Origin of the sequence: Sphingomonas agri (assembly GCF_038148795.1) — a bacterium.
In the GTDB taxonomy this organism is placed as follows: Bacteria; Pseudomonadota; Alphaproteobacteria; order Sphingomonadales; family Sphingomonadaceae; genus Sphingomicrobium; species Sphingomicrobium agri.
The window spans coordinates 91,745-109,883 of the sequence record NZ_JBAPEU010000003.1 but is presented as its reverse complement, the minus strand read 5'-3'; the positions used below and the strand labels follow the sequence as shown (position 1 = coordinate 109,883).

Sequence of the window (18,139 nt, the reverse complement as noted above, 5' to 3'; positions counted from 1 at the left end):
CGTTTCATGGACGGCGTCTCACTCGTACCGATCGGAGCCTTGCTACTGGTCTCCTGCCTCATCGCGATCCTGACGCGACGGCTTGGCCTTCCCTATATCGTCGGGCTGCTGGTTGCAGGTTTTCTCATCGCGCTTCTTCCCATCAGCCCTGACGTGCCGCTCTCGCGCGAGCTCATGTTCAACATCCTTCTTCCGCCCCTTGTATTTGAGGGAGCATTGCAGCTCGACTGGCAGCGCTTCCGCCGCGAGCTGCCACTCACCCTCACCCTTGCCTTTGCAGGGGTTGCAATCGCCGCGGCAATTGTTGCCGCAGGCATGCACTACCTGGTTGGCTGGAGCTGGATCGGCGCGTGGCTGTTCGCAGTGCTGATTGCCGCAACCGATCCCGTGTCGGTAATCGCCTCCTTCAGAGAGCTTCGCTGTGACGCCAGGGTCTCGATGGTGGTCGAATCAGAGAGCCTCCTCAACGACGGCGTTGCAGCGGTTGGCTTTGCAGTCTTCGCCGCGGTCGCTTCGGGAGCCTCGCCCGGAGTGACAACCATCGTCCCTGCCTTCCTCTGGTCTCTGGCCGGAGGAGCGCTCATCGGATTGTTCGTGAGCGGTGCGATACTGATGATGGTGGGCCGCACCGACGACCCGCTGGTCGAGATCACGCTGACCACGATCGCGGCTTATGGCTCGTTCCTTCTCGCGGAATACCTGCACGCATCAGGTATTATCAGCGCACTTGCGGGCGGCCTCCTGATCGGCAGCGGCGGTACGCGATTCCTGTCTGAGGAGGGCGGCGTCAGCGTACGCCGCGCCTGGGAATATTTTGCGTTCCTCGCAAACAGCTTCGTCTTCATCCTGATCGGAATGACCGAAGCCAACCAGCCGCTCGGCAATCTCGGATCCGCTGCGGTCGCAGCCGCGATCCTTCTAGTGCTCGCGGGCCGGGCTCTTGCCATTTATCCGCTGGCCCTGTTCTTCAGGGGGTCGAGATGGCGATTGCCCGCCGCCTACCAGCACACCTTGTTCTGGGGAGGCCTCAGGGGAGCACTGGCACTTGCACTTGCACTCGCGGTCCCCGCAAACGTGCCCGAACGCGACGCCATCATCGTCACTGCATTCGTGGTCGTTGCCTTCTCGATCCTGGTCCAGGGGCTAACCATGCCCTGGCTGATCAGGCACTTTGGTCTATCGGGGCGCCATTCCGAGGAGACGATTGCGGCACCGGCGAGCGCTGGCTAGTCGGCCATCGTGAGCCTCGTTCCCGAACCCCTTCGAATTCCGGCTTTCCGCTATTTCTGGCTTGCCCGGTTGAGCTGGACGATCGGCAGCCTTGCGATGGTCATCGTCATCGGCTGGCAAGTGTATGACATTGCTCGCGCGACGATGGGCCTCAAGGAAGCGGCGTTTCGCCTAGGCATCATCGGCCTCGTTCAATTTGTCCCGCTCTTTCTCCTGACCCTTGTCAGCGGCTGGGCCGCGGACCGGATCGACAGGCGCTGGATCGCGCGTGCCGCGGTTGCCCTCGAGCTTGGCTGCGCAATAGCGCTCGGCTGGCTCGCCTGGACGCACACGACAACCCTTCTTGCACTCTACACGGTCGCTGCCCTGCTCGGCGTCGGTCGCGCTTTTGCCGGACCGGCTCTGGGAGCGCTTGCGCCCAATCTCGTACCCGCCAAAATCCTTCCACGTGCAATCGCACTGTCGTCAATGTCCTGGCAGACGGGAGCGATCCTGGGCCCTGCCGTCGGGGGCTATCTCTATGCCTTTGCGCCCTTTGCGCCCTATGCCGCGAGCGCAATCCTGTTCGCGACAGCCTTCCTTGGCCTCCTTGCGATCCCGCCGGTTCCGCGGACTGAGCTCACCCACCGCAAGAACCCCTGGGCGCAAATGGTCGAGGGATTGAAATATGTGCGCCACAACCGGTTGGTGCTCGGCGCAATCAGCCTTGATCTCTTCGCCGTTCTGCTGGGCGGAGCAACAGCGATGCTCCCGGTATTCGCGCGCGACGTGCTTCACGCGGGGGCAGAAGGCCTCGGCCACTTGCGCGCTGCCCCGGCGCTCGGCGCGACATTGACGGCGGCATTCTTCTCGATCCGGCCACTGAAGCACAACGTCGGGACCAAGATGCTGACTGCCGTCGGCGTGTTCGGCGGGGCCACGATCCTGTTTGGCTTTTCGCGCTGGATGCCGCTTTCACTCCTCTGCCTTGCGCTCCTCGGTGCAGCCGACATGTTCTCGGTGTACGTTAGGCAGTCACTCATCCAGCTTTACACGCCGGACCAGATGCGCGGCCGCGTTGGCGCAGTCTCCTCGCTCTTCATCTCCGCCTCGAACGAACTTGGCGAAGCAGAGTCTGGCTTCCTGGGCGCGGTCATCGGTCCTGTCCCAGCAGTCATCGCTGGCGGTATCGGCGCGATGTTCGTGGTCATACTCTGGTCCTGGTGGTTCCCGGAGCTCCGCCTTGCAAAAAGCTTCGAACCACCCGATTTGCGCGCTGCACAAGCAGAGGAGAGCTAGGGCATGAAGGCCGCCAATATCCTCGAGACGATCGGCAACACGCCGCACATCCGCATCAACCGCCTGTTCGGTGACAAGGCCGAAGTCTGGATGAAATCGGAACGCGCCAACCCGGGCGGTTCGATCAAGGACCGCATTGCCCTTGCCATGATCGAGGATGCAGAGCGGACCGGGAAGCTCAAAGCCGGGGGCACGATCATCGAGCCCACCTCGGGCAATACCGGGATCGGCCTTGCCATGGTCGCGGCGGTGAAGGGCTACAAGCTCATCCTCGTCATGCCCGACAGCATGAGCATCGAACGGCGCCGACTCATGCTCGCCTACGGAGCGCAATTCGAGCTGACCGACCGGGCAAAGGGCATGAAAGGCTCGATCGAGCGGGCTAACGAACTCGTGGCCAAGACTCCCAACAGCTGGATGCCACAGCAGTTTGACAACCCGGCCAACGTCGAGATCCACCGCCGGACGACCGCCCAGGAGATCCTTCGCGATTTCGGCGACCAGCCGCTCGATGCGATCATCACCGGCGTCGGAACGGGCGGACATATCACCGCCTGCGCCGAGGTCCTCAAGCCGGTGTGGCCAAACCTCAAGGTCTTTGCCGTCGAACCCGCGCTTTCGCCGGTCCTCAGCGGCGGAGCACCCGGGCCGCACCCGATACAGGGGCTCGGCGCCAATTTCGTCCCGAGCATCCTAAACACGAAGATTCTCGACGGAGTCATCGACGTCGACGCGGAACAGGCAAAGGAAATGGCACGCCGCGCGGCAAGCGAGGAAGGCCTCCTCATCGGCATCTCGTCGGGGGCAGCACTGGCCGGAGTTGAACAGAAGCTGCCCGAGCTCGGCGACCGGCCGCGGATCCTCACGTTCAATTACGATACCGGCGAGCGGTACCTCTCCGTCCCCGACTTCCTGCCACAGGAGGCTTAAGGCACCGGTAACCGCGTTCGTTTGGGCAGCTATTAACCGGCGCCCTGCAATACTGCACCATTGACCGCGACGCGCGGTCCTCTTGGTGGAAACTCAATGCGTCGGACCTTGTTCGGCAGACCGCCGGCAGTCGAGCTCAATACGCCTGCGCGCGCGTCCGTGCGCGAGGCGCTGCTGTTCGACGTGGTCGACCACATCGAGAGCGCCAATTTCGCCCTTGGTGAGCGGCGTCTCGCGAGCTGGATGTATGCGCCGTGGCTGCTCCTGAGCGGCCACCTTGCACTGGCGATCAGCCTGTTTGTGGAAGCGCCTGCCGAAGCCGGCGGCGGAGCGCTCGCAGGAGCTCTCGTGCCGCTGGTTTTCTCCCTCGCGCTCGACAGCGCGGCAGGCATCACCATGGCCATGTGGCGGCGACTGCAGCTGGCACCGCACACCGTCTCACGTCTCATGTGCGGCTATCTTGCAGTCACCGGTATGTTGTGGGCTGTTGCCTGCTTTGCTGCAGGATCGGGTCGGCTTGCCGATCCGACCTTCGTCACCGTGGCGATGGCTTCCGGTTTCTTCCTGAGGTCGATCGTTGCCGTTTCCTCCCCGCCGCTTGCACTGGTCAATACGGCGGTCGCCTTCATCACGACCTTCCTCTTTTCGAGCAACTCCGACGCCTCGTTCGCAATCGAGTGGATGTCGGTTCTGATGATCGCCTACAGCGTGCTCATCACGCAAAAGTCGCTATTTGCGGGACGAACTCGCCTTGCGCTCGAGAGTCAGGCCAAGAAAGCGCTCAACTTCGTCGATGAATTCGAGAACAGCGGCCGCGGCTGGTTCTGGGAAACGGACTCGCTCGGAACCCTCTCCTACGTATCGCGCCAGCTTGCCGACGATTTCCAGTGCGAGCCCGAAGCGTTGCTCGGCCGCCAGTTCACCGACCTCCTTTCGGTCGACCAGGCATCGGAATCGCTCGAGGAGCGCAAGACTCTGGGCTTCCACCTTTCGGCACGCTTTCCCTTCTCCGACGTGGTCGTCAGCCCGGCGAGCGAAGAGGATGTCCATTGGTCCCTGTCGGGAAATCCGATCTTCGACGAGCGCGGACGTTTCCTTGGCTTTCGCGGGATCGGCACCGATCTTACCGAGCAGCGCAAGTCCGAGCGCGAGATTTCACGTCTTGCGCGGTTCGATTCGCTGACCGCTCTTCCGAACCGCGCAATGATGCGTCAGACGCTTGATGAAGCGCTTCGCAACGCAGCGCACCGCAAGAAGGGCTGCGCGCTCTTCATGATCGACCTCGACCGGTTCAAGAACGTCAATGATACGCTCGGCCATCCCGTGGGCGATGCGCTCCTTCGCCAGGTGGCCGAAAGGCTGAAGTCGGTGATGGGCAATCACGGCCAGGTCGGCCGTCTTGGCGGCGACGAGTTCCAGGCGGTCCTGCCAGGCGCCGTCGAACTGGGTCTCCTCGAATCGCTTGCACGAACGTTGATCGAGCAAGTGTCGCGGCCCTACATGATCGAGGGATACAAGGTCACGATTGGCGCCTCGGTCGGGATTGTCATCGGTGATCCGGGCCGCGCCAGCGCCGACGCCATGGTCCGGAACGCAGACCTTGCACTTTACGCAGCCAAGGCGGCGGGGCGCGGCAAACACCGGCTGTACGAGCCTTCGATGCACAGCGAAGCTGCCGAGCGGCAAGTGCTCGAGAACGATCTTCGCCAGGCCATCGAGCGCGGCGAACTGTCCGTCCATTACCAGCCGATCGTCCGCACGGCGGCCGAGGAAATCTCGGGCTTCGAAGCCCTTGTGCGCTGGCAGCATCCGACACGCGGCGCGATCTCGCCCGCCAAGTTCATTCCGTTGGCCGAGGAAGCCGGCATCGTCGGCAAGATCGGCGAATGGGTATTAAGGACCGCTCTTGAAGAGGCAGCGAACTGGCCCGACCAGGTGCGCGTCGCAGTGAACCTCTCGCCGCTCCAGTTCAACGATCCGGGCGTCGTGAAAATGGTCGCAGGTCACCTGCGCGAGACGGGCGTCCGCGCAAGCCGGCTCGAACTGGAAATCACCGAAGGCGTATTTCTCGCCGAAGGCGAATCAACCGACGAGACCTTCGCGAGACTGAAAGAGCTGGGAGTCCGGCTTGCGCTGGACGATTTCGGCACTGGCTACTCATCGCTCGGCTATCTGAAGAAGGCGCCCTTCGACAAGATCAAGATCGACCAGAGTTTTGTGCGCGGCGCTGCATCGACAAGCGCTACCAACCGCAATGCAGCCATTATCCGTGCAATCGTCACCCTCGCCGAAACGCTCGGCATGGATACCTGCGCCGAGGGCGTGGAGACCCACGATGATCTCCAGCTCATCCGCGAGCTCGGTGTCAGCATGGTCCAGGGATACATATTCGGTAAGCCCGAGCCTGCCGAAACATCTCGCAAGATTGCCAACAGCACGACCATGGAAGCGGCGGGCTTTGCGTGCATCCGCGAACCTCGCCACCGGCTCATGCGCCGCGCACTTGCGTCCATCGGCGGTCAGACGGTCGAGCTGAGGCTGCGTAACATTTCCTCGATGGGAGCACTCGTCGACTGCTCCAAGCCCGTTGCGCCCGGCGATGAACTCACCATCGACATCGTCGGGGTCGGGCCCGTTCACGGCCTCGTCCGCTGGGCGCAAACCGGCAATTTCGGAATCCAGTTCGCCGGGCACTTCGACCTTGGGCGCCTCGCGCCGACCAAGGAGAAAAAGGGCCAGCCGGCGGTCACCAGCCCGTGGCATACGGGCCGGCGCGAAGCGAGCTGAGCTCCTACCGGCCGGCGAACTGCCGCGCCTGCGCCCGGTCCTTCCCGTAGAAATCGTCGAAATAGACGATGGAAGTCCCGCTCGGCACCGCCGTCAGGTAGGTGATGTAGAGCGGCACCGGCGAGGGCAGATTGACCTTCTGCTCGGGACGAGCTCCTTTGGGGCTCGGCGCCCGGCCGTTGAACAGCCAGCGGGCAAAGCGGGGAGCATCCTCGAGACGGACGCAGCCATTGCTCTCGAGCCGCGCTGCGTCCTCGATCTTTTCCTTCTCCGGAGTGTCGTGGAGCCAGATCCCTTGCTGGTTCGGGAACATGAACTTCATTCGGCCCATGGAATTGGCCGGTCCCGGCTTCTGTCGCATGCGGACCTGAACGCGGCCCCCGACCACACCATTCCAGTCGACCGACATCGGATTGAGGACATGCGCATTGTCGCCGAACTGGTCGACAATCTCATAACCCTTTTCGTTGAGATAGGCGCGCCCGCGCTTCAGGACATTCGGGGCAAGCTTGCGCGCTGCGATGTCCGGCGGCGCATTCCAGTAGGGATTAAGCGCCTCGAAGCGGATGAAGGCGTTCATCATAGGCGTCTGCGCAATCGGATCGGGACGCCCGGCGACGACCCGCATGGAATCCACGACCTGGCCGTTCTCGTACATGTACAGGCGAGCCGCTGGAGGATTGACGATCACGTAGCGGCCGCCACCAGAGGGCAGTGCCCGCGCACGCTCGAGGTTGAGCGAGAGAAGCCTGTATTGCGCCTGATTGCTGTAGATGCGGCTTGCGAGCGCCTGCCTCAGCTTGGCGTAGATCGGGTTCATCCACCCCATCTGCTGCACATAATCGCTGAGCGAAGGAGCGCGGGCGGCGGCTGTCAGCAATTCCATCGCCGAGGGGGGCTCGGGCTTCAGTTCCGGGTCGACATAGATGATGCCCACTCCAGGATCATGCTTCATGTCGCGCGCATAGGTTACGAAGGCGGCGCTCAGCATCGCCTCCGCGCGCTGGACCGCTGCCGGGTCTCCCGTACGAGCCGAAGCGACTGCGCTCGCAAGTCCTCGGACATTGTAACGCCGCGGGTTGAGACGATCCGCTTGCGCACTGGCGAGCAGCTGGACGAGCTGCGGAGCGGCATCTCGGGCCGTTGGAGCAAACCACAGAGGCGCGCCGCTTCGCGAACGGTAGAAATCGGCAATTTCGGCGTCGAATGCCGGAGCCTGCGCGCCGTTTGCGGGCGCGAGCGGGAGCACCGCCGGCAAGCCCAGGCCGAGCACCACCAGCAAAGTTCCAGCCCCAAGGATCCGGCCGAGCGGCATCCGGCCGCGCATCAATTTACCCATCAGTGCTTTTTCATCCCTCAATTGCGCTCGAGCAGCGCTGCAGCGCCATGAACGCACAAATGCAGCATGGGTTTTAAAAGGAAAAGCGCTGACCCTCAGCTGAACCGGGAAAGGACCGAATGCGCTCAAGAAAAAGGGCGCCGGGGGTGGCCCGGCGCCCTTCCTGTTTCAGATTGCCGTCCGTTTAGCGGCGGTTGATGCTTACGCTGTAGACGGCGCCATTCGGCGCAACGTCGCAGCGGAAGCTCAGGTCAGCTGCACTGGCATAGCCGTAACCCAGCGCACCATACGCGCCGACGCCGTACGGACCGTAGCCGTTGGAGGCAAAGCGACCGCTGCTTGCAAGACCGCGCACGCGGATGAGACCGTTGGCGCGCGGGCTGACCTGCGTCACCGAGACCACCCGGCCGCTCGTGTTGGTGCCAAGGACTGCACCCAGGATTCCGCCGATGCTGCTTCGGTTATAAAGGCGGTTCTGGACGGCGGCCGAGCATTGCGAAGCCGCCAGGTTGGTATTGACGCCATAGCCATAGGGGTGGGCATAGCCATAGGACTGCGCGTAGCCATAGGGCTGGGCATAGCCATAGGGCTGCACCTCGCCATAATATTGGCCCGCAGCGGGCGCCGCGGCCGCCAATGCGGCGAAGCCGGCACCGAGGCCAATCATCTTGTTCACCATCGACATGACTCATTTCCTCCGTCTCTGCGTTGGAGTCGTGCCGGTAAAACGCTTGGGACCGCACAGCGGATCGGCGTTCATCGTAGCAGCCGTTCGAGTCGTCGTGGTAATCTGAACCGCGGCTAAATATCTCAAAAGAAAGGCGGCCCCGAAGCAAAAACCCCGGGGCCGCCCGCTTTTCCTGCCGACCTGGACTTATTGATAGTCGGCCTTGACGTCGAAATTCTCGGAATAGACGCCGGCAGGCTGGTTGGGAGCCAGCGTGAAGGTGCCGCCGACATAGACGGTGAACTGGCCCGAAACGTTCGTCTGGCGCGTAGCACCTCCGGCGTCGAGCTGCAGGCTGACTGGGATCGTGTCCACGCCATTGGTGCTGGTCACGACGCCCGTTGCCGGCGGCGTAAGGGTCAGCTGAACGGTTTCCGAGGGAGCAGCCTCGCCAAGAAACTTCGCGGCCTGGTAGGTTCCCGACAGGGCAGTGACGCCGAGTGTCGTGCTGCGCGAGCCGGTCGCATCGGCCGAGATCGACACTGTGCCACCCTGCGCATCGACGGTGACGACGCCGAAATCGAGGTCCTTGTCCTTCACCAGCTGATGAGTTTGGAGAACAACGCCGCGAGCTGCAGCCGAAGCCGTGTCCGAAGCGGTGGGAGCCTGCTGGGCGAGCGCCGGCGAGGCCACGAGAGTCGCGGCAAGCGCCGCTAGGCAGACATTCAAACGCATCTTGATTCCCCACTTTTAAAACATCGAGGCGGCCCAAATGCCTCGAGCCCCCTTCACGTTCGTTGAAAGCTTGTGGTTGCCGGAAAATTTACCTTGTGCGTCAATCAGCAAGCGCCTCGCGCTGCAGGGGCAGCCAGGCGCTCTTCCCCGGCCGGCCCTCTCTCGGTGACCGCGGTGTTAACTCACTCGCATAGGCCAAGTCATTGATCGTAAACGGGCCGCTAAGGCTCCCGCTTCAACTGGAAACCGCCGCTTTCGCGAGGCTCCTAGAAGACTTCGGCCGGCATCTGCATCAGCGTCTCGGCGCCCGCTTCGATCTTCCTTTTCAATGAAACCGACAGAGGTAGCTCACGCTGCGCGTAAAAACGCGCGGTCGTGAGCTTGGCCTCGTGGAACGGTCTGTCCTGGGCGCCATTCTCGAGCGCGCGGCTCGAGGCTGCCGCCATCTTGAGCCACATCCAGCCAAGCGCGACCAGGCCCATCAGGTCCATGTAAGGATAGGCGCCAGCGCCGGCATTGTCCGGATCGGCAGGAGCATTCTGTGCAAGCCACATCGTTGCTGCCTGGAGGTCCTGAAGTGCAGGTTCGAGCGCCGCGGCGATGCCCCCGGGATCGCCGGCCCGCTTGGCCTCGGCGATGTCGCCCCCGACCAGTGCGAAGAAGCTGCGCACGGCCCGGCCGCCCTCGCGTGGGAGCTTGCGTCCGACGAGGTCCATCGCCTGGATCCCGTTCGTGCCTTCATAGATCTGGGTGATGCGCGCATCGCGCACGAACTGTTCCATGCCGTGTTCGCGGATGTAGCCGTGGCCGCCCAGCACCTGCTGCGCATTGACCGCGGCTGCAAAGCCCTTGTCGGTCAGATAGCCCTTGATGACCGGCGTGATGAGCCCGAGCAGATCGTCGGCCTGCTGCCGCTCAGCCTCGTCGGGCGAGCGGCGCATCAGGTCGACCTGCAGCGCTCCCCACAGAACCAGCGCCCGGCCCGCCTCGTTCCACGCGCGAGACTCCATCAGCATCCGCCGAACGTCGGGATGGACGATGATCGGGTCGGCCTTGGCCTCAGTGTCGCGCTCATGTTCGCTAAGCGCCCGGCCTTGTCGCCGGTCGCGTGCGTAGGAAGCAGCATTTTGGTAGGCGACCTCACCCTGGGCGACGCCCTGGAGACCGACGCCAAGGCGCGCCGCATTCATCATGATGAACATCGCCTGGAGCCCTTTTTCGGGTTCGCCGACGAGCCAGCCTTTCGCGCCGTCGTAGTTCATCACGCAGGTCGCATTGCCGTGGATGCCCATTTTCTTCTCGAGGGCGCCGCAGACGAGCGGATTGCGGGCGCCGATCGAGCCGTCCTCGTTAACGAGGAACTTGGGAACGACGAACAGTGAAATGCCCTTGACGTTATCGGGCGCGCCCGTCCGCTTGGCGAGCACCAGGTGGATGATGTTCTCCGACAGATCATGCTCGCCCGACGAGATGAATATCTTGGTGCCGGTGATCGAATAACTGCCGTCCGGATTTTCCTCGGCGCGGGTCTTCAACAGGCCAAGGTCGGTACCGCAATGCGGCTCGGTGAGATTCATGGTGCCGGTCCACTTGCCGGTCGCCATGTTGGGGACGTAGCGCTGCTTCAGCTCGTCCGACCCCTTGACCAGCAGGGAAGCGATCGCGCCCGACGTCAGCCCCTGGTACATTTCGAAGCTGTGGTTGGCCGACAGGATATATTCGCTGACCGCGGTGCCGATCACCTGCGGAAGGCCCTGGCCGCCATATTCCTCGGGCACGGTGAGGGTCGGCCAGCCTGCTTTGCAGAACTGGTCCCAGGCATGCTTGAAGCCGGGCGGCGTCGTTACTGAACCGTCATCCGAGCGCTTGCATCCCGCCTCGTCGCCGATGCGATTGAGCGGCTGGAGCACCTCTGCACAGAAACGCCCGGCTTCCTCGAGGATTGCTTCGATCAGGTCCGGTGTCGCGTTGGCAAAGCCAGGCAGGTTCGAATAGCGCCCGATATCGAGGACATTCTCGAGGACGAAGCGGGTGTCACGCACCGGCGCAGAATAGGTCGGCATTGCTTACCTCCGTGTCAGTACTGTCCTAGCCGCGAGCGCAGCGTCCCGTCCAGCATCTGTAAATGTCGGGCGCCCCACATTAGATTTCCGTCCGGAAGGAACCTTGATGAAGCTTGCCAAGCTGCTGATTGCATCCGCGCTCGCGGCTGCTCCTGCCAATGCCGCTCCAAGAAGTGACACTGCTGTTCTTGCGGGAGGCTGCTTCTGGGGAATGGAAAGCGTGTTCGAGCACGTGAAGGGGGTAAGTGACGTCGTCTCGGGCTATGCCGGGGGCGGCGCCAAGGACGCCAGTTACGAGAAAGTCAGTTCGGAAGGTACGGGACACGCCGAGGCGGTGAAGATCACCTATGATCCTTCACAAGTCAGCTACGCCCAGCTTCTCCAGATCTATTTCACCGTCGCGCATGACCCGACGCAGGTCGACCGCCAGGGGCCCGATGTCGGTCACAGCTACCGCTCCGCCATCTTCCCGCAATCGTCGGATCAGGATCGCTTCGCCCGGGCCTTCATTGCGCGGCTTGGTGCAGCTCATGTCTACAAGGCGCCTATTGTGACGAGGATCGAGAGCGGAAGCTTCTATCCGGCGGAAGCCTATCACCAGGGCTTTGCGAGGAAACACCCATATTTCCCCTACATCGTGGTCAACGACCGGCCCAAAGTCGCTGCCCTCCACCGGAAATTTCCCGCACTTTACAAGGCCTAGGCCCGCTAAACGGTTAAGATTTCACGGAATATTCAGGCCGGGGGCGACAAAGGCAAACCCCTCACCTATATGACGCGCAAGTTACAGCGACCGTGCTCGGGGGATCCTGTGCTGACGACGAATCCGTTCGACGATGACAAGCTGCGCGAGGAGTGCGGCATCTTTGGCATCTGGGGTGCAGACAATGCAGCCAGCTTCGTCGCCCTTGGCCTTCACACGCTTCAGCATCGCGGCCAGGAGGCTGCCGGAATCACCAGCTTCGACGGCAAGCATTTCCATTCGCACCGCGCGATGGGGCATGTCGCCGGAAATTTCGATCGCGACGACATCATCCGGCGCCTCGCCGGGCGGGCTGGCATCGGTCACGTGCGCTATTCGACGACCGGCGAAACCGCGCTCCGCAATGTCCAGCCCTTGTTCGCCGAGCTCGCCGAGGGAGGCTTTGCGGTCGCCCACAACGGGAATCTTTCCAATGCTATGAAGCTGCGGCGGACTCTCAATCGCCGCGGTTCCATCTTCCAGTCCACCAGCGACACCGAAGTCATCATCCACCTCGTTGCAACGTCCGATCGCGGCAACATGCTGGACCGCCTGACGGACGCCCTCAAGCAGGTCGAAGGTGCCTATTCCCTCGTGGTGCTGACCGATGAAGGCCTGATCGCATGCCGCGATCCGCTGGGTATTCGTCCGCTCGTCATGGGCAAGCTTGGCGAGGCGACCATCTTTGCGTCCGAGACGGTGGCACTCGATGTCATCGGCGCGAGCTTTCTGCGCGACGTCGAACCCGGCGAGCTGATTCTGGTCAACGACGGCGGCATCCGTTCCTTCCGGCCCTTCGAGAAGGTCGCGCCGCGGCCCTGCATCTTCGAGCACGTCTATTTCTCGCGGCCGGACAGCATTGCCGAGGGCGTTTCGGTCTACGAAGTCCGAAAGAACATCGGCGCCGAGCTCGCCCGTGAAGCGCCGGTCGAGGCCGACTATGTAGTCCCGGTTCCCGACAGCGGCGTGCCCGCGGCAATCGGCTTTGCGCAGGAAAGCGGAATTCCATTCGAACTTGGAATAATCCGTTCACATTATGTCGGGCGCACCTTCATCCAGCCGAGCCAGGACGTCCGGCTGCAGGGCGTCAAGCTCAAGCACAACGCAAATTCGGCCCTGATCGATGGCAGGACCATCGTGTTGATCGACGATTCGATCGTCCGCGGCACGACGAGCGTGAAGCTCGTCCAGATGATGCGCGACGCCGGCGCGCGCGAAGTTCACATGCGCATCGCTTCCCCGCCTACCCGGCACAGCTGCTTTTACGGCGTCGACACTCCCGAGCGAGCCAAGCTGCTGGCAGCCCAGATGAGCGTCGAGCAGATGCGCGATTACATCAACGCCGACAGCCTCGCGTTCATCTCGATCGAGGGACTGTATCGCGCGCTCGGCCAGGAGCGCGATGCAGCGCAGCCGCAGCGCTGCGACGCCTGCTTTACCGGCGCCTATCCAACCAGCCTTACCGACGTGGGGGAAAAGGAAGACGGCGCGCCGCTCTCTTTGGTCGCGAGCCGCTAAGCCGCTAGAGGCGGCCCAATGACTGATTCGAAACCCTTCGCGGGACGCCTCGCGCTTGTGACCGGGGCAAGCCGCGGGATTGGTGCCGCCACTGCTGAAGCGCTGGCCGCTGCCGGCGCGCACGTAATTCTCGTCGCCCGAACCGTTTCGGCTCTCGAAGAGGTTGAAGACCGTATCCACCGGGCGCGGGGCACTGCGACAATCGCCCCGCTCGACCTCACCCAGGGAGAGAGCATCGGAAAGCTCGCAGCTGCCGTTCTGGAGCGCTGGAAGAAGCTCGACATCCTCGTCCTCAACGCCGCGATGCTCGGATCCCTGACTCCGGTCCAGGACATCGATCCCAAGGAATATACGCGCATCCTGAGCCTGAACCTCCTTGCGAACCAGGCGCTCATTGCAGCGTTCGACCCGCTGTTGAAGCGGGCCGACGAGGCAGACGTGGTTGCTCTCACCTCGTCCGTAGGTGCTGAGCCACGCGCCTTCTGGGGAGCCTATGGCTCGTCAAAAGCAGCGCTCGAAACGCTGCTTGGAGCCTATGCCGACGAGACCGCGCACATGAAACGGGTCCGGGTCCACGTGGTGGATCCCGGGGCCACACGCACGCGCATGCGCGCGCTCGCCTTCCCCGGAGAGGAGCCCGAGCGGGTCAAGCCGCCCGAGGCGGTCGCCCGAGCGATCGTCGAGCGCCTTGAGACCAAGGCTGACGCCGGGAAGATGCGGATCGACGAGCCCGCTGCGCCTTCCCCGGCCCAGGCCTGACCGTATCTGCACGGCAAGTCGGCGCGCTTCATTTTTCGTTAAACGGGCGTTGCCCGACTCGCATGCAATGCCTATGGCAGCGTAACGGTTTGACGCATTTGGGATGGGCGAACTGAAATGTTCGTGCCGATCCTGTCTTGTTGTTGGGTCTAGGCGCCGGGTCGGGGCGCTCACGTGTAAACGGATTGCTCGGCGCAACGTTGCCCCTGTGCCGAGCACGGGTGAGCCCTTCCAAGCTTCGCGCCGGGTAGAGCTCACCCGACTTTCTCCTGAGGGATGCTGCTGCGCCTCGGGCCCCATTTGGTAAACTCAATCTCAACCAAAGCATGTCATTCCCGCGCGAACTGTCCGGGGAGTGGTCATGTCGGTCGAGTGGATTGGGCAAAACCGGATCGGCGCTGACGGCGGTCTCCCTCGGGAGAGGCAGCACACATTGCTCGCTCTTGGAGCGCTGCTCCTCGTGGCGGCAGCTCTCGCACTTCCTGCAGCGCTCGGACCAGTCCGCCTCAACGACAGCTTCTGGATCGACCTCGTGTGGCTCGAGCAATTCGCACGCGAGCTCGGCAAGGGCACGCTCTACCCAAGATGGCTGCCGCTATCCCACGACGGGCTCGGCTCGCCCGTCTTCTATTACTATCCGCCGCTCGCCTTCTATCTCGGCTCCGGCTTCGCGCTCGCGGGCTTCAGCACCTTCTCCGCCCTTATTGCAGCCTTTGCCGCGGCTTCGTTGCTGTCAGGCATCAGCGTCTATTTCTGGCTGAGGCCGCAAAGCCGGGCGGCGCTTCCAGCTGCACTGCTGTTCATGGTCGCACCCTATCAGCTGTTCAACTTCTACCAGCGAGGCGCAATCGCCGAATTTCTTGCAACGGGCTTCGTACCGCTCGTTCTCATCGGCATCCGCAGAATGCTCGAAGAAAAGCGGGGCGGCGCCGCCCTTGCAGCACTCGCCTACGCGGCGCTCGTCATGAGCCACCTGCCGCTCGCGCTTCTCGCCTCGCTGTTCCTCTTTTCGCCCTATGTGCTGGTGAAAGCCTGGAAATCGCCCATGAGCCTGCTGCGCATCGGAGCAGCATTCGCACTGGGGCTTGCCGCTTCGGCAATCTATCTCGTTCCAGCAGTTCTACTCGAACCTTATCGCAGCAGCGCCGACCTCTGGACGCTGCACTATCTCCAGCCTTCGACATGGAACCTGTGGAGCGCCGAAGCCTGGTCTGACCAGACCTATCGAGCAGTCCTCCTGGTCGGCGTCGCGCTTGCAGTGCCGAGCGTCGGCCTCATCATTCGCGAGCGCTCGCCATGGGCAGTCTGGGCCGTCCTATGCCTTGCGATCGGGGTTGGGATCCTGCCCATCATCTGGGAATTTCCGTTCCTGCGCTCAGTCCAGTTTCCCTTCCGCCTGCTGCCCATCGCCGAGCTCGCCTTCGTCACCGCGGCCGCGCTCGGAGCAAGAAACCGCGTGCCCTGGCTGATGATCTGGGTCTCGTTCCTGTTGATGGCCGGGTTCATCATCGCCGCGAAGCCGGACAGCGCCAATTTCGGGGACCGCGTGATGCGCGCAGTCCATCCGGACGTTCCTGAAAATCTTCCGCCCGGGAAACGGCCTTACAGCTGGCCTTCCAAATGGGCGCTCGAGATTGGCGCCCGGCATCGCAGCGCGCAGTTCGACGGCAGGATCACCCGCGAGGCGGTCTTCTATTTTCCTTCATGGGAAGTGCATTGCGGCTCAAGGCGGGTCTCGACGTTCCCGGATCCAAGAACGCAGCTTCTTGCCTATGAGGGACGCGAGTGCGCCCGCAAGCTCGTGCCGACGATGCCCGAGCGCATCGGCGCTGTCGTCAGTTTCGCGGCCTTCCTTCTTATCAGCCTGTCGCTTTTGCCATGGTCACTTGGGCAACGTCGATCGCGCCGCCGCGAAAGCCGCCTTCACAATACATGAGGTAGTAGCGCCAGAGATTGTGGAAGGGCTCTTCAAAACCCCTGAGCGCTCCGTTCGAGACCGCCTCATTGTAGCTGTCGCGCCAGCGCCTCAGCGTCTCGGCATAGTCGAGACGAAGACTCTCCCGGTCCGTCCAGCTCAGTCCGCGTTCGCTCGCCAGGGTCTCGAATTGTTGCTCGTCGAGCAGAAGTCCGCCGGGAAAGATGTAGGTCTGGATGAAATCGGCGTTCTTTGCATACCGCTCGAAAAGCCGGTGATCGATCGAGATGAATTGAAGGGCTGCCCGGCCCCCTGCACGAAGGTTGCGGGCGATGCTGTCGAGATAGGTGCCCCACCAGCGCCGCCCGACGGCCTCGACCATCTCAACCGATGCGAGGGCGTCGAATTGCTCGTCCGTCTCGCGATAATCCTGGAGACGGATCTCGATACGCTCTTCAAGACCAGCTTCGGCAATCTTGCGATCGGCCCACTCCTTTTGCTCGCGCGAGAGGGTGAGGCCCACGACGTGCGCGCCCCGCCTGGCGGCCTCGATCGCAAGCGTGCCCCAGCCGCATCCGATCTCTAGCAGCCTCTGCCCGGGCTTGAGATCGAGCCGGTCGAGCAATGCGGCGATCTTGTTGAGCTGCGCGGTCTCGAGACTTTCGCCGGGAGTATCGAAGCGCGCGGACGAATAGGTCATCGTCGCGTCGAGCCACGCACCATAGAAGTCGTTCCCAAGATCATAATGCGCCGCGATGTTCTGCCTCGCCTTCCCGGGCGCGTTGTCGCGCAGGCGATGCGCAAGCGCGTTGATCCAGCGGAACGGGCCCTTGGCACGTCCAATGTCGCCCAGTGCAACAGCATTGGCGGAAAAGAGCTCGAACACCCCGACCGGGTCGGGACTGGACCATTCGCCGAGCGTCCAAGCCTTGTACCAGCCCACCGAACCGGACGTTGCAAGCCGCACGAGCGCAAGCCAGCTCGAGAGTCGGACCACTGCCTTGGGACCGCTCGTGTCCGAGCCGAGGCGGCGCATCGAGCCGTCAGGCAACCGAGTCTCGATGCAGCCGCAGGCGAGCTGGCGGTCGATCTGGTCGAGAACCTTGGAGAAGGCTGGAGCAGTCAGGCGCGCAAGCGCGCCGCCGCCGGTCGCGAAACCGCGGTCGGCGCGAACCAGATGTTCGCCGCGCGTGCTCATGTCGCGCCAGTTATGAATTCATTTACCGCTTGTCGAGCGGGACCATGAAGGTGGTGCGCCGGAGCGCCGGAAAACGCTGGTCGCTGAGGTAGGCGCGGCCGTCCAGTTCGATCACCAGCGGCATGCGCGACCAGAAAAGGAAGTTGCACACGTCCGGGTCGGTGCGCGCAGCCGGCAAGAGCCGCGGGTCATCGAAATTGAGCGGAAGGATCCTGGGATCGAGGCTCGCACCGGAAAAGGGCACGAACTCGGCGGTGCCGGCAAGCTTGTCGGTCCGCCACATCACCTGGCGCTTCCAGAATGTCAGCGGAACCTCTCCCGCGACGATCATGCGCGGCTGTCCAACCTGCTGAACGAGCGGCCGCGCGGCCGCGACTGCCCCTGCCGAAATGACGGCATTGAGACCGATGTAGGCGAGCACCGCGGTGAAGGCATATGCCGCGGGCCTGGTCCAGTTCCGGCCGAGCCGTTCCGCGCGCCAAGAGAACTCCAGCCCCAGGATCAAGGCGATCCAGATCCATGGATCAACGATGAAGAGCGTGTCTCCGTAGTACCAGCGATGCGAGAAGGGCTCGAGCAGGCGCACCCCGTAGGTGTTCATGAGGTCGAGGAGCGGGTGGCTCAGAACCCCGATGAAACAGGCCAGGAGAAGCCCCAGGGGCTTCACTGCCCCTTCCCTTCCAGGGCGAAGCCTGTCCCACAAAAGGATGACTGCCGCTGCAACGAGCGGCATCACGACGAGCCCGCCAACTCCGTGAGTAAAGCCGCGATGGAAGGTACGCGGCGAGAGGCCGAGCGGGCGCGCGATCCAGCTGTCGATGTCCGGGAGGTTTGCCGAGATGATGAGTGCCGGCATTGCGCGCGGCGTCAGGCGCTTTAGGCCCATGCGCCCGAGGACGGCGCCCACCAGGCTGTGGGTGAGATTGTCCAATTTCTAGGGCTGTCCCTTACGAGCCAGGGTGGCCAGGCCGGTGGCGA

At 63.1% G+C, this 18,139-nt stretch carries 14 protein-coding genes; 8 read left to right on the top strand and 6 right to left on the bottom strand.

Annotated features, from left to right (window positions below):
- Positions 1-6 precede the first annotated feature (6 nt).
- The 4 genes from V8192_RS12540 (at position 7) to V8192_RS12525 (ending at position 6,225) form a co-directional block, all read left to right on the top strand.
- The gene (locus tag V8192_RS12540) at positions 7-1,230 is read left to right on the top strand and encodes a cation:proton antiporter (protein ID WP_341633441.1); all 1,224 of its coding nucleotides are present in this window, start codon (positions 7-9) and stop codon (positions 1,228-1,230) included.
- A gap of 9 nt (positions 1,231-1,239) precedes the next feature.
- Positions 1,240-2,508: an MFS transporter gene (locus V8192_RS12535; protein WP_341633440.1), complete on the top strand. Its 1,269-nt coding sequence runs from the start codon at positions 1,240-1,242 to the stop codon at positions 2,506-2,508.
- A gap of 3 nt (positions 2,509-2,511) precedes the next feature.
- Positions 2,512-3,438: a cysteine synthase A gene (gene cysK / locus V8192_RS12530; RefSeq protein ID WP_341633439.1), complete on the top strand. Its 927-nt coding sequence runs from the start codon at positions 2,512-2,514 to the stop codon at positions 3,436-3,438.
- A gap of 96 nt (positions 3,439-3,534) precedes the next feature.
- Complete coding sequence (locus V8192_RS12525) at positions 3,535-6,225, top strand: putative bifunctional diguanylate cyclase/phosphodiesterase (protein WP_341633438.1); 2,691 nt, start codon at positions 3,535-3,537, stop codon at positions 6,223-6,225.
- A gap of 4 nt (positions 6,226-6,229) precedes the next feature.
- Here the strand turns inward: V8192_RS12525 and V8192_RS12520 are convergent, their stop codons facing one another.
- The 4 genes from V8192_RS12520 to V8192_RS12505 form a co-directional block, all read right to left on the bottom strand.
- Complete coding sequence (locus V8192_RS12520) at positions 6,230-7,564, bottom strand: L,D-transpeptidase family protein (protein WP_341633437.1); 1,335 nt, start codon at positions 7,562-7,564, stop codon at positions 6,230-6,232.
- Positions 7,565-7,748: 184 nt separating this feature from the next.
- Complete coding sequence (locus tag V8192_RS12515; RefSeq protein ID WP_341633436.1) at positions 7,749-8,249, bottom strand: hypothetical protein; 501 nt, start codon at positions 8,247-8,249, stop codon at positions 7,749-7,751.
- Positions 8,250-8,438: 189 nt separating this feature from the next.
- Positions 8,439-8,966: a DUF4402 domain-containing protein gene (locus V8192_RS12510; RefSeq protein ID WP_341633435.1), complete on the bottom strand. Its 528-nt coding sequence runs from the start codon at positions 8,964-8,966 to the stop codon at positions 8,439-8,441.
- Positions 8,967-9,232: 266 nt separating this feature from the next.
- Positions 9,233-11,029: an acyl-CoA dehydrogenase C-terminal domain-containing protein gene (locus tag V8192_RS12505; RefSeq protein ID WP_341633434.1), complete on the bottom strand. Its 1,797-nt coding sequence runs from the start codon at positions 11,027-11,029 to the stop codon at positions 9,233-9,235.
- A 106-nt stretch (positions 11,030-11,135) separates the two neighbouring features.
- Between V8192_RS12505 and msrA the strand changes: the two genes are divergently transcribed.
- From msrA to V8192_RS12485, 4 genes are all read left to right on the top strand, one after another.
- Positions 11,136-11,732 carry a peptide-methionine (S)-S-oxide reductase MsrA gene (gene msrA, locus V8192_RS12500; protein WP_341633433.1) on the top strand — a complete coding sequence of 199 codons (597 nt, stop codon included), beginning with the start codon at positions 11,136-11,138 and terminating at the stop codon, positions 11,730-11,732.
- 69 nt (positions 11,733-11,801) lie between these two features.
- Positions 11,802-13,289 (top strand): amidophosphoribosyltransferase, encoded by a 1,488-nt coding sequence (purF, locus tag V8192_RS12495; protein WP_341633432.1) that lies wholly within the window; start codon positions 11,802-11,804, stop codon positions 13,287-13,289.
- A gap of 18 nt (positions 13,290-13,307) precedes the next feature.
- Positions 13,308-14,048, top strand: coding sequence for an SDR family NAD(P)-dependent oxidoreductase (locus V8192_RS12490; RefSeq protein WP_341633431.1), 741 nt, complete (start codon positions 13,308-13,310; stop codon positions 14,046-14,048).
- Between the two features lie 361 nt (positions 14,049-14,409).
- The gene (locus V8192_RS12485) at positions 14,410-15,984 is read left to right on the top strand and encodes a 6-pyruvoyl-tetrahydropterin synthase-related protein (RefSeq protein ID WP_341633430.1); all 1,575 of its coding nucleotides are present in this window, start codon (positions 14,410-14,412) and stop codon (positions 15,982-15,984) included.
- Here V8192_RS12485 and V8192_RS12480 read toward each other — a convergent pair.
- A complete protein-coding gene (locus V8192_RS12480) occupies positions 15,908-17,161 on the bottom strand; it encodes a class I SAM-dependent methyltransferase (protein WP_341633429.1) in 1,254 nt (417 codons plus the stop codon). The genes V8192_RS12485 and V8192_RS12480 overlap by 77 nt on opposite strands.
- Positions 17,162-17,183: 22 nt before the next feature.
- A complete protein-coding gene (locus tag V8192_RS12475) occupies positions 17,184-18,092 on the bottom strand; it encodes a metal-dependent hydrolase (RefSeq protein ID WP_341633428.1) in 909 nt (302 codons plus the stop codon).
- Positions 18,093-18,139: the final 47 nt, after the last annotated feature.

Bases quoted from the DNA above. Each gene is read 5' to 3' on its own strand.
- purF (WP_341633432.1), top strand. From the start codon at position 11,802: ATGACGCGCAAGTTACAGCGACCGTGCTCGGGGGATCCTGTGCTGACG.
- V8192_RS12490 (WP_341633431.1), top strand. From the start codon at position 13,308: ATGACTGATTCGAAACCCTTCGCGGGACGCCTCGCGCTTGTGACCGGG.
- V8192_RS12515 (WP_341633436.1), bottom strand. From the start codon at position 8,249: ATGTCGATGGTGAACAAGATGATTGGCCTCGGTGCCGGCTTCGCCGCA.
- V8192_RS12510 (WP_341633435.1), bottom strand. From the start codon at position 8,966: ATGCGTTTGAATGTCTGCCTAGCGGCGCTTGCCGCGACTCTCGTGGCC.
- V8192_RS12525 (WP_341633438.1), top strand. From the start codon at position 3,535: ATGCGTCGGACCTTGTTCGGCAGACCGCCGGCAGTCGAGCTCAATACG.
- V8192_RS12540 (WP_341633441.1), top strand. From the start codon at position 7: ATGGACGGCGTCTCACTCGTACCGATCGGAGCCTTGCTACTGGTCTCC.
- V8192_RS12520 (WP_341633437.1), bottom strand. From the start codon at position 7,564: ATGGGTAAATTGATGCGCGGCCGGATGCCGCTCGGCCGGATCCTTGGG.
- V8192_RS12485 (WP_341633430.1), top strand. From the start codon at position 14,410: ATGTCGGTCGAGTGGATTGGGCAAAACCGGATCGGCGCTGACGGCGGT.
- V8192_RS12505 (WP_341633434.1), bottom strand. From the start codon at position 11,029: ATGCCGACCTATTCTGCGCCGGTGCGTGACACCCGCTTCGTCCTCGAG.
- msrA (WP_341633433.1), top strand. From the start codon at position 11,136: ATGAAGCTTGCCAAGCTGCTGATTGCATCCGCGCTCGCGGCTGCTCCT.
- cysK (WP_341633439.1), top strand. From the start codon at position 2,512: ATGAAGGCCGCCAATATCCTCGAGACGATCGGCAACACGCCGCACATC.
- V8192_RS12480 (WP_341633429.1), bottom strand. From the start codon at position 17,161: ATGAGCACGCGCGGCGAACATCTGGTTCGCGCCGACCGCGGTTTCGCG.